The organism is Streptomyces sp. NPDC005151, from assembly GCF_053599875.1.
On the sequence record NZ_JBSFYR010000083.1, the window covers coordinates 24,351 to 34,260 of the forward strand.

Annotated in this window: 9 protein-coding genes and 1 pseudogene; 6 read left to right on the top strand and 4 right to left on the bottom strand. The window is 68.7% G+C overall.

The genetic code is table 11. The features are described from left to right. Nucleotides 1-166 precede the first annotated feature (166 nt). Both ACWD6R_RS31550 and ACWD6R_RS31555 read right to left on the bottom strand, forming a co-directional pair. The gene (locus ACWD6R_RS31550) at nt 167-1,036 is read right to left on the bottom strand and encodes a helix-turn-helix domain-containing protein (RefSeq protein ID WP_451821821.1); all 870 of its coding nucleotides are present in this window, start codon (nt 1,034-1,036) and stop codon (nt 167-169) included. Between the two features lie 207 nt (nt 1,037-1,243). After that, complete coding sequence (locus ACWD6R_RS31555) at nt 1,244-1,966, bottom strand: GOLPH3/VPS74 family protein (protein WP_451821822.1); 723 nt, start codon at nt 1,964-1,966, stop codon at nt 1,244-1,246. Between the two features lie 193 nt (nt 1,967-2,159). Between ACWD6R_RS31555 and ACWD6R_RS31560 the strand changes: the two genes are divergently transcribed. The 4 genes from ACWD6R_RS31560 to ACWD6R_RS31575 all read left to right on the top strand — a co-directional run bounded on the left by ACWD6R_RS31560 (nt 2,160) and on the right by ACWD6R_RS31575 (nt 7,721). Continuing rightward, nucleotides 2,160-4,631: a D-alanyl-D-alanine carboxypeptidase gene (locus ACWD6R_RS31560; RefSeq protein ID WP_451821823.1), complete on the top strand. Its 2,472-nt coding sequence runs from the start codon at nt 2,160-2,162 to the stop codon at nt 4,629-4,631. A 193-nt stretch (nt 4,632-4,824) separates the two neighbouring features. Further along, nucleotides 4,825-6,687, top strand: coding sequence for an MFS transporter (locus ACWD6R_RS31565; RefSeq protein ID WP_451821824.1), 1,863 nt, complete (start codon nt 4,825-4,827; stop codon nt 6,685-6,687). Nucleotides 6,688-6,968: 281 nt separating this feature from the next. Continuing rightward, on the top strand, nt 6,969-7,514 hold the full coding sequence (locus ACWD6R_RS31570) for a hypothetical protein (protein ID WP_451821825.1): 546 nt from the start codon (nt 6,969-6,971) through the stop codon (nt 7,512-7,514). 30 nt (nt 7,515-7,544) lie between these two features. Further along, a complete protein-coding gene (locus tag ACWD6R_RS31575; RefSeq protein ID WP_451821826.1) occupies nt 7,545-7,721 on the top strand; it encodes a hypothetical protein in 177 nt (58 codons plus the stop codon). Here the strand turns inward: ACWD6R_RS31575 and ACWD6R_RS31580 are convergent. Continuing rightward, a complete protein-coding gene (locus ACWD6R_RS31580; RefSeq protein WP_451821827.1) occupies nt 7,699-8,151 on the bottom strand; it encodes a protein kilB in 453 nt (150 codons plus the stop codon). The two genes, ACWD6R_RS31575 and ACWD6R_RS31580, sit on opposite strands and share 23 nt — an antisense overlap. 358 nt (nt 8,152-8,509) lie before the next feature. On the opposite strand from ACWD6R_RS31580, the gene ACWD6R_RS31585 reads away from it, so the two are divergent. Further along, nucleotides 8,510-8,803 (top strand): GYD domain-containing protein, encoded by a 294-nt coding sequence (locus tag ACWD6R_RS31585; protein WP_451821828.1) that lies wholly within the window; start codon nt 8,510-8,512, stop codon nt 8,801-8,803. A 222-nt stretch (nt 8,804-9,025) separates the two neighbouring features. After that, a pseudogene (locus ACWD6R_RS31590) lies at nt 9,026-9,118 on the top strand (acyl-CoA thioesterase II); the annotation flags it as partial. Between the two features lie 43 nt (nt 9,119-9,161). Here ACWD6R_RS31590 and ACWD6R_RS31595 read toward each other — a convergent pair. After that, entirely contained in the window at nt 9,162-9,566 is a 405-nt protein-coding gene (locus tag ACWD6R_RS31595) for an LppU/SCO3897 family protein (RefSeq protein WP_451821829.1), read from the bottom strand. Between the last annotated feature and the right edge of the window lie 344 nt (nt 9,567-9,910).

The following is a 9,910-nucleotide window of genomic DNA, read 5'->3' on the forward strand; positions in this document are numbered from 1 at the left end:
TACTCGCCAACATCGCTGGGTGAGAGGGCCGTTCACTCGACCGGATGGCATATTCCATGCTGGTCTTCCGCTTTGATGTGGCGACGGTGTACCGTGCCGTCGCCTCACCCATAACATCATCCCTTTTCCCGCATACCGGACTTTGCGGAATGTCTGGTTCAGCCGGTCAGTCGGTGCTGAGCTGGGCGTACGACTTCGCGATGTCGGCGATGTGGTGCCGGGTCTGCTCCACGTTCAGTGCCTGTGCCCGCAAGTGCTCGTACATGACGCTGTACCGCTGCACATCATTGGCTTTCTCCAGATAGAGGTCGCTGGTGACGCCCTCGATATAGACGACGCTGGAGTCCGCGGCATCCGGGAATTCCAGAATGGCGTACTGCCCGTTGATGCCCGGGTGGGCACCCATGTCGAACGGTAGTACCTGCACCGTGACATGGGGCAGGTGCGACAATTCCACGAGCTGTTCCAGCTGCTCGATCATGACCTGCTTGCCGCCGACCATCCGGCGCAGCGCCGCCTCGTCGACGACCGCCCAGAGCCGCAGCGGCGCCTCCTGGGCGGTGATCCGGTCCTGGCGGCGCGCACGGACGTTGACGCGCTTGTCGATGTCGGTCGGCGGCGCCTCCGGCAGCGCGCCGTTGATCAGCGCCTCGGCGTAACTCCGGGTCTGCAACAGGCCGGGGACCACCTGCGGTTCGTACACCCGCAGTGACTCGGCGTCGGTCTCCAGGCCGATGTAGACGCTGTACGGGATGTCGCCGAAGGCATGCCACCAGCCCTGCTGGCGGGATTCCTTGGCCATCTGCATGAGCGAGTCGACGATCCGGTGGTCCTCGACCTCGTACACCCCGCAGAGATCGCGGACATCGCGCTGGCTGATCGAACGGCGGCCGTTCTCCAGGCGGCTGATCTTCGACTGCGAGACCAGCAGTCGCTCCGCCACCTCCTCGGCCGTCATGCCCTTGAGCTCGCGCAGTCGGCGCAATTCCTGGCCCAACCGGCGTCGCCTGACGGTGGGATTGACGTTGGACGGCACGGAAACGGCACCTCCGGCTATGTAGCTGTGCGTATCTACTGCTCAGCAGATTGCCACCCGTGGGGCCAGTTGCGCTGGGAAATGGCCACACGCAGGCGCGCGGGGCAGCCGGTGGACCGGCTGCCCCGCGCGTGGTGCGGCTCCCGAACCGGGTCTTGGGGACGTCGGTGCGGCGGTATTTCGGTTGCGCTGGTGCAGCGTGCCGCCCTAGTGGGCGGCGGTGTGCACCATGCTGTCGCGACGGGACTGCGACTGCACTTGCGGTTGCAACGGCCCTCCCGCCGCCTGGTTGCGGCGCGGCTGGGCGATCGCCCCGTTCTGGACGTCCATCACGGCGTGCGCCACGAGTCCGCCCATCGGGTCGTGCCTGATCAGGTCCCGGAGCCGGGAGCGCGATGAGCGCCCCTCGTTCCCGGGGTAGAGGTGCTTGCCGAGTCCGACCGCGTGGGCCAGCGCGGCGAGCGCCGCGGTCCGCGGGTCCGGCGGAACGCCGGTGCGGATCGCACTGTCCAGCCTGGCTCTGATGTCCCGGCTGATTGCCGTGTCCGTCGCCTGGTAGCGAGTCGTCGGCAGCACTCCGCACATCTGGCCCGCCACGGCATGCACCATGCCGCACCGCTCCAGATGAGCGAGGTAGATCTGGCGCAGCCCCAGCCGGGGTCCGCCAATCCAGTGGACCGCCCGAACCGGGCTGCCGCGTCGGCGCAGCAGTTCCAGTGCGGAGTCCAGAGTCGGATCTCCTGTCGGCCGTGGCATCACCACGGCGATACGATCCCCGTCAGGGGCTATCCGTCCTGCCAGAGCCAGCTCCACTAGCTGAGCTCCGGCGAGGCCGAGGTCGAGCGACTGCGGCTGCGCTGTGGTACCCGTGGTCGGGTCCAGAGCGAGCAGCAGAAGCTCCTCCGGAATTGTTCTGCGGCTCCTGCCCATCCATGCCTCCCCGCGTGGATGAATGACAGAGTGACCCCTCTCACATTGGTCTGTCGAGAGCGCCTGGGTGCTTCGTACGGGAACCGGTAGGTATGTCGTTCTCGTCTGGCAGCGCAACCGAGGGTTCACACAGGACACTGGTAGATGGTTCGGACAGCGCGGGGGCGGCCCCGCAGCGCAGGAGGAGGCATCGGTGGCGGGCGAGTCCCCCGACAAGTCGGAGCAGCAGAAGTCGTCGGGAACGGCTCGGAGCGAACGCGATCCGCGGCTTGCCGTCTTCCGTGAACCGGCCTCCCCGGCGGAGTCCGGCGGCAAGCAGGGCACGGCGACGGCGGTCTTCCGTACGAAGCCGGTCGAGAGCGGCGAGGACGCGGAGGGCGCCGCGGACGCCGAGGGCACGGAGAACGGCTCTGAGGCCTCTGCGGCGACCTCCACGCCATCCGGGTCCGCCGAGCCCGGGGAGGGCGACGCGCGGCTGCGTGCGGCGGTGGCTGCGTGGGTGGGGGAGGGTGACGGCGACGCCGCAGGCGTTGCTGCCGGGGAACCCGAGGAACCCGAGGCCGCCGACGACGCTGCGAAGCCCGAGGCGGTCGCGGAGAGCGACACGCCCCCGCCGGCGGATGAGGTGGGGGAGAGTGGGACGGACTCCGCCGACGCGACCGCGGACGAACCGGCTGCGTCGAGTGCGGATGTGGCTGAAGTGGCGGACGACGCCGCAGAAGCAGACGCAGACACCGATCACGATGCGGATGACGAGGCCGCCGACAAGCCTGCGGCGTCCGATGACGCCGCAGCCGCAACGACTCACGAGGACGCGGACGAGGACGAGCCTGCGGTCTCCGGTGACGCCTCCGACGAGACCCGGGTCTCCGAGGGGCGCGAGGAGAGCCACGCCGCGGACGCCGCGGACGCCGCGGACTCCGAGGGCAACAAGAACGCCGGTGACAGCGAGCCCGCGGCGGCTGACGACGCCGATGACGACGCGACCAAGGGCGCCGACGCCGACGTCGTGGACCCCGCCGAGGACGCCGGCGACACCGGTGACACCGACGGCACCGAGCCCACTGCGGACAAGCGCGGAATCGATCAGCCCACGGCCGTCTTCAAGGCGGTCCGGCGCGACCGGATCGACCAGCCGACGACCGCGCTGAAGATCACCCGTCCCTCGGCGAAGCCCGAGGAGAAGCCGGAGCCCGAGAGCCCCGCCGAGCGCACCAGCCAGTTCGTACCGCTCCGCCGCGACGACGCACGCCCCGCCCCGGCGCCTCGCAAGCCCGAGACGACTGGATCCGCACGCACCCCGGCCGCCCGGCCGAGCCCGGCCCCGGCCCCCGCTCCCTCGCTCAGTGGCGCCGAGCGCACCCGGCAGCAGCCGATGCCGCCCAGGCCGCCGCTCGACCTGCTGGCCGAGCTGACGAACACGCCCCCGCCCCCGGAGACGCCGGTCCGCACGGCCGTCCGCCGGGTCAAGATCTGGACCCCGCTGGTCCTGCTCCTCCTGGTCGTCTTTGCGATCGCGCAGGCTGTGCGCCCGTTGCCGGCGCCCGAGCTGCAACTGACGGCGAAGCCGACGTACACCTTCGAGGGAGGGAAACCGTCGCTGCCGTGGCCGAGCGAGGGTCAGGGCTACATGGCGGCGACCGGTCTCGGCACGGTGGACTCGTTCGGCGAGCAGAAGGCCGTGCCGATCGGCAGTGTGGCCAAGGCGATGACCGCGTACATCGTCCTCAAGGACCACCCCTTGAAGAAGGGCAAGGCGGGTCCGTCCATCACGGTCGACGCCAAGGCGGAGTCGGACGGCAAGCTGGACTCGGTGGGCGAGTCGACCCTCAACACCGTGAAGGTCGGCGACAAGCTCACCGAGCAGGAGGCCCTCTCGGCCATCATGATTCCGTCCGCGAACAACATCGCGCGACTGCTGGCGCGCTGGGACGCCGGTTCCGAGGAGGCGTTCGTCAAGAAGATGAACGACACCGCCAAGTCCCTCGGCATGAAGAACACCACGTACACGGACCCGTCCGGACTCAACGCGACCACGGTCAGTTCGGCCGAGGACCAGGTGAAGCTCGGCCAGAAGCTGGTGGAGATCCCGGCGTTGATGGCGATCACCGTGCTGCCGTCGTGGACCGACCCCTCGGGACATGAGTGGCGGAACTGGAACAACCTCGTTCCGTTCAACGGCTCGCTCGGCATCAAGACCGGCTCCACCACCAAGGCCGGCGGCAACCTGCTCTTCGCCGCCCACAAGATGGTCGGCGACACCGACCAGCTGATCGTCGGCGCCGTCCTCGGCCAGCACAAAGGGCCGTCCATCATCGACACGGCCAACGCGGTCAGCAAGGACGTCATGATCGCGACGCAGGACCTGCTGGAGGACGCGAAGGTCATCAAGAAGGGCGATGTCGTCGGCACCGTCTCCGACGGTCTCGGAGGTACGGTCCCGGTCGTCGCGACCGAGGACGTGTCGGCGGTCGGCTGGCCCGGTCTGACGGTCAGGATCGAAATGACCGACGACGGGAGGACGATCCCGCACTCGGCGGCCGCCGGGACCCATGTGGGCACGCTCACCGTCGGTGAGGGAGCCAGTCAGGTGACGGTCGCGGTGGCGCTGCAGAGCGATCTGGCGGAGCCCGGCTTCGGCCAGAAGCTGACCCGCATCAGCTGACGCTATTCGGGGAAGGGGGTGCCGGTCCCGGCACCCCCTTCCCTGTTTCGCACGTGTTAGCGTCCCCGGACAACCGGGGAGCGCCGGACCGCGTCCTCACACGTGTACCGAATGGGGGGCACGGGCGCGAAGTACGGGGACAGGGGTACGGGGAGCAGGGGTACGGGGCCGGCGGAGACGGGGAGAGACCGTAGTGACCACCGCGGAGCCGAGATCCGGCCGTGCAGCGGCCGGGAGCAGCGATGTGCGAGGCGACGTGACGAGCGGCAGCGGTGGCGGGAACACGGGCGTCCGGCTGCCGGCCCCGCGTACCCCCGAACCCCGGGCCGAGGTGCCACGGCGGACCCGCGCCCGGCGGCTGCTGCGTCACCCCGTCACCATCGCGACGGCGGCCGCCGCGGTCACCCACATCCTCTGGTTCTTCTTCCTCGCGAACAGCGGCGGCGACCTCGCGGCGCAGGATGCCTGGGCCGAGTTCGTCGGCCGGCATCCGGGTACCGCGTACAACCTCGCCTGGTACGGGGGCATGCACCCCGTCTCGTACAGCGTCGTGTCGCCGTACGTGATGTCGGTGCTCGGTGTCCGTACGACGATGATGGTCGTCGGGACCGTGTCGGCGGCGCTGACCGCGCTGATCCTGGTCCGGGTGCGGGCCGTCCGCAATCCGCTCGCCTGCTCGCTCGCCGGGGTGTTCGCGTATCTGTGCAACGCGCTGTCCGGACGCGTGACGTTCGGGCTCGGCATGATGTTCGCGGTGGGTGCGGTGGCCGCGGTGTTCTGCTGGCCCTACCGCTGGCGGTACAAGCGGTGGGCGAAGGCGGCCGTCGCCGCCCCGCTGGCCGGGCTCGCGACGGCGGGCAGCCCCGTGGCCGGACTCTTCCTGGGTGTGGTCGCCGCAGCGCTGTTCCTGAACAAGCGGCGCCCCGGGGCGTACGCGCTGGGCCTGGCCCCGGTCGCGGTCGTGGCGCTGTCCGCGTGGCTGTTCCCGTTCTCCGGTACGCAGCCGATGTCCATCTCGACCCTGTCGTTGCCGTTCCTCTTCGCGGTCCTCGTCTTCGTCCTTGTACCGCGCGACTGGAAGACGGTCCGTACCGCAGCCGGCGTGTACGGCGTCGGGACGCTGCTGACCTATGTGGTCGACTCGCAGATCGGCTCGAACGTGACGCGGATGGCGATGCTGTTCGCCGGTGTGGTGCTGCTTGCCGCGCTGCCGTACGCGGTGCCGCGCTCCCGGCGCTGGTACGCGCTGGTCCTGGCGTTCGTCGGGCTGAACTTCTGGATCGGCTTCAAGGGCGTCGACGACATCGCCCGGACCGCCCCCACCGCCTCCTGGACGCGCGAGCTGGCCCCGCTCGTCAATGAGCTGCAGGAGGTCGGCGCCGAGCGCGGCAGGGTCGAGGTCGTGCCCGCGAGCAGTCACCGGGAGGCGTCCGCACTCGCGTCGTACGTCAACCTGGCCCGCGGCTGGAACCGGCAGGCGGACATGGAGCGCAATCCGCTCTTCTACGACGACACCCTGAACTCCGGGAACTACCGCCAGTGGCTCGACCGCTGGGCCGTGCACTACGTGGTGCTCCCCGAGGGGGAGCCCGACGCCAGCGGCGCGGTGCAGGAGGCGGAGCTCGTCCAGAAGGGGCAGCCGTATCTGCGCAGGATCTGGTCCGACTCCAGCTGGCAGCTCTTCGAGGTCGACAGCCCGGTGCCGCTGGCCGATCCGCCGGCGACCGTGAACCGGGCCAGTGCGGGCGAGATGACCATCCACGTGAAGCGGGCGGGCCGGGTGCTGATCCGGATTCCGTACTCGCGCTGGCTCGCCCTCGTCGACGACGAGGGCAAGAGCGTGGAGCGGCCGCAGGAGACCGAGGCGTCCAAGCAGCGCGCGGACCAGGACAGCCCGCGGACCTTCGTCAACACCAACGGCTGCCTGATCAAGGTGGATGAGGACGCCGACGGCGACGAGTGGACGGAACTGCTCGCGCCGCGCGCCGGGGTGTACCGGCTGGCAGCGCCGTACCAGCTCTCGCCCGGCACACCGTGCCCGGAGGAACTTCGCTGAGCGGTGCAGCGGGCCTCCGGGCTGCGGTGAGCGGGGTGGCCGGGCGTTACAGGCGCTTCGCGCTCCACTTTCTTCAAATGCCGAGCACCGCTTCAGGAGCGAGGCGGGGGCCGTTTGTCACCGAATCCAGTCGTCGGGGCGGGCTGAGCACATCGCCTCGGAGTGTGACGCTGGTTCCTCCGCGCGGCTGATCACGCAGTCCAGGTCTCGTACCCCGCGACCATCCGAGTCGGCCGCGCAGGCTGACGACACGCGTTGGGCGGCGCTTGATGATGAGGCACATGAGCATTCGCCCGGCCCTCTCCACTGTCACTGCCGTTGCAGAGCCGCCCCGTTGGGCGGTCCGGGCCGCCCATCTGACCACGCTGGTGGTGCTGCCGAGCGGACTGTGGCGTATCGCCCTGGTGCTCGGATGCCCGGCTGGTTACAGCGACGCGGGCTTCGCGGGCTTCGAGACGATCGGCGCGAAGGTGTGGATGCTGACACTCAGCGTGCTCTGCGAGCTGGGCGCCTTCCTGACGATCGGTCTGGTACGACCGTGGGGCGAGATTGTGCCGCGCTGGATACCGCTGATCGGGGGGCGAAAAGTCCGTCCCATGGCCGCCGTCGTCCCTGCCGCCCTTGGCGCAGCGGCCCTGACCCTGATCTGGGCCAACGTCCCCTGGTGGTGGACATACCCGCACGATGACATGACGCACACCGGAAACCTCGTCGTCGGCATCCTCTACCAGCCATTGGTCCTCTGGGGCCCGCTACTCGCCGCCGTCACCATCTCCTACTACCGCCGCCACCGCTCCCCGCATCGCCGGGCAACGACCGCCGGCTGAGTGCCGGACCTTGCAGCCCGGCCGGATTCGGTGACGAACGGGCCCGTCCAGCAGATCGCCAACCTGTTCGGCGTGCCCCGCTCCACGGTGTACGGGCACCTGGACAAGAGGAAGGTCCGCCTGCTGAAGAACATCGCAGGCGTGGCCATCGCGCCCGCGCCGCGTCGCCCGACCGTCCGGGAAGTCAGGCCATGGCTCGGCCGGTAGCGGCGACCAGTTCGTCGGTTGCTGCGATGGCGGCCTCGCGGCGGGAGGCCAGGACGGTGTGGTTGGCGGCGTCGCGCAGGTTGAACGCGGCCAGGGCAGCCTGACGAGCCGGCTCAGCAAGGGATCGTTCAAGGACAGATACCGCTACCAGTGGGCCGGTTACGGCCGAGCGCGTGGCGCGGGAGGCCGTGCGGGCTGCCTCGACGGCTTCCTCGCTCGCGCCGTCCAGACGAAGGACTTCTCGATGCCACATAGCCCGCCGATGGTCGCCCAGGGCGGCCACCAATTCGCCCAGCGCCCTGCGCAGCGCTTCTTCCCTCTGGTCAACACGGGCAGCACTCTGAGCGATCCGCGCACTCTTGATCTGAAGCAGCCCGGTGAGCGCGCCCCCGAGCAGTGTGCCGACCACGGCAATGATGCTGGGCCACATCGCGAAGTCCTCCTTGGACAGCAGTGCTGAGGCGGGTTGGAGTCAGCCGCTCCCCTTCAACGCCGTGTTCCGGTGCAGTGCCAGGAGCAGAACGCCGGCAGGGTCCGGGCAAGGATGCCCGCCGGGCGCACCACCTGGCAGGCGCGATTCCAGTCAGCTCCCGATGTCCTTGATGAGACGTCCTGCTGAGACGTCCGGTTGCCGATCCGGACCCTCCGTCCCGAGGCCCGGTCAGGCGCGCCGGAGTGGGGAAACCCAGGCGCTCGTATAGCTCGTTCGGGTGCGCACCTCGTGCAGGCTTCAGTCATGATGTCCAGGATTATCCTCACGATGTGTTTCCTCGTGGAGGTGAAAGAAGATGGCGACGTATGTCACGTTGCTGAACTGGACCGATCAAGGGGTCCGAAACTACAAGGACACTGCGAAACGCGCCGAGGACTTCGCCGCAGCGGCACAGAAGCTCGGGGCGAAGCTTTTGAGTATCTACTGGACCGTCGGTCCATACGACCTCGTGGTCGTCGTCGAGGCGCCCGACGACGAAACCGCCACCGCGACACTCCTGCAGCTCGGCGGAGTGGGCAACGTCCGTACCACGACTCTGCGGGCTTTCGGTCAGGAGGAGATGGATCGCATCATCGCCAAGGCTGGCTGAAGACCTCCACACACTGCAAGCGATGGCGTCCGGCAAGCCGACTCAGCAAGCCCGGCTTGCACGTGTGTTGGCGGTCTGCTGGGGAGTGTCCAAAGTCGTCCGCCTGCGTACATGCCAGGTCTGCCACGGCGCCCGAGCCGACCGGATGTCCGTCCGCGTACGCGAGGACGGCCGTGAACCCTGGCTCGGTGGCGTGCTTGCCCAGGTGGACACGCGACGCGCACGAACGGGGTCCACTTGGTGCGCGGCCGGACCTGCGACCTGCAGGGCCGACTGCTCGTATCGGTCGTGCAGGAGGGGCCGCTCCGCAGGCTGGGCAGCCGACCGCCGCCCAGCCTGCGAAACGTCCCGACGCGCCTTACTTCTTCAAAGGGTCCAGGCAGAGGACGAACTTGTCGGCGTCCCACTCCTGCGCGAGCGCGGCCTCGCCGACGGTGCAGGAGTTGATGTCGAAGGTGTTCTCGACGACCTTGACGACCTTGTAGTTGGCGTCCTTGTCGTCGCAGCCCTTGGTCTCGACGTCGGGGTTGTTCTCGGCGCCGGTGACCTTGACGCAGTCTCCGACACCGGCGTGTACCGGGGAGTTGAAGACGTAACCGATGCCGAGCTTCACCACCACCGCGACGACGATCATGACGACGACACTGAGAAGCTTCTTCAGCTTGCTCTTCTTGGGGGGCGCGGTAGCGGGCGCAGGCGCGGCCCCGGGTATGGGCTGCCCCTGCGGGAATTGCGGGGCGGCGGGGGGCGTCGGAGCGCTCATCGGCGGTCTTCCTAGAGGTCGAATGGAGATCGAATGGGCGCACGTTACACGAAGTATAAGAACCAGGTAAACGCGAGGTAAGAAGGAGTCCTCGATGTCCCTGTCTGACCTCAGTGGGTCATCACTTCTGGCGGCGCCAGCGTTGGCACGCTTGGAAACTCGGCAAGCAGCGGGGCTGGGCTCCGCCCGGGGAGCGTCGTCTTGCCAGGGAGCGATCGACTCTCACGGCTGCGGAGCATGGGAGGAGGTTGAATCGTTCCGGGTTCGGTAGAGACTCTAAGTTGTGGCTGTGACCAGCGGTTTTGGCTGGTTCTGGAGGTAGTAGGTGGCTTCGTACTCGGCGG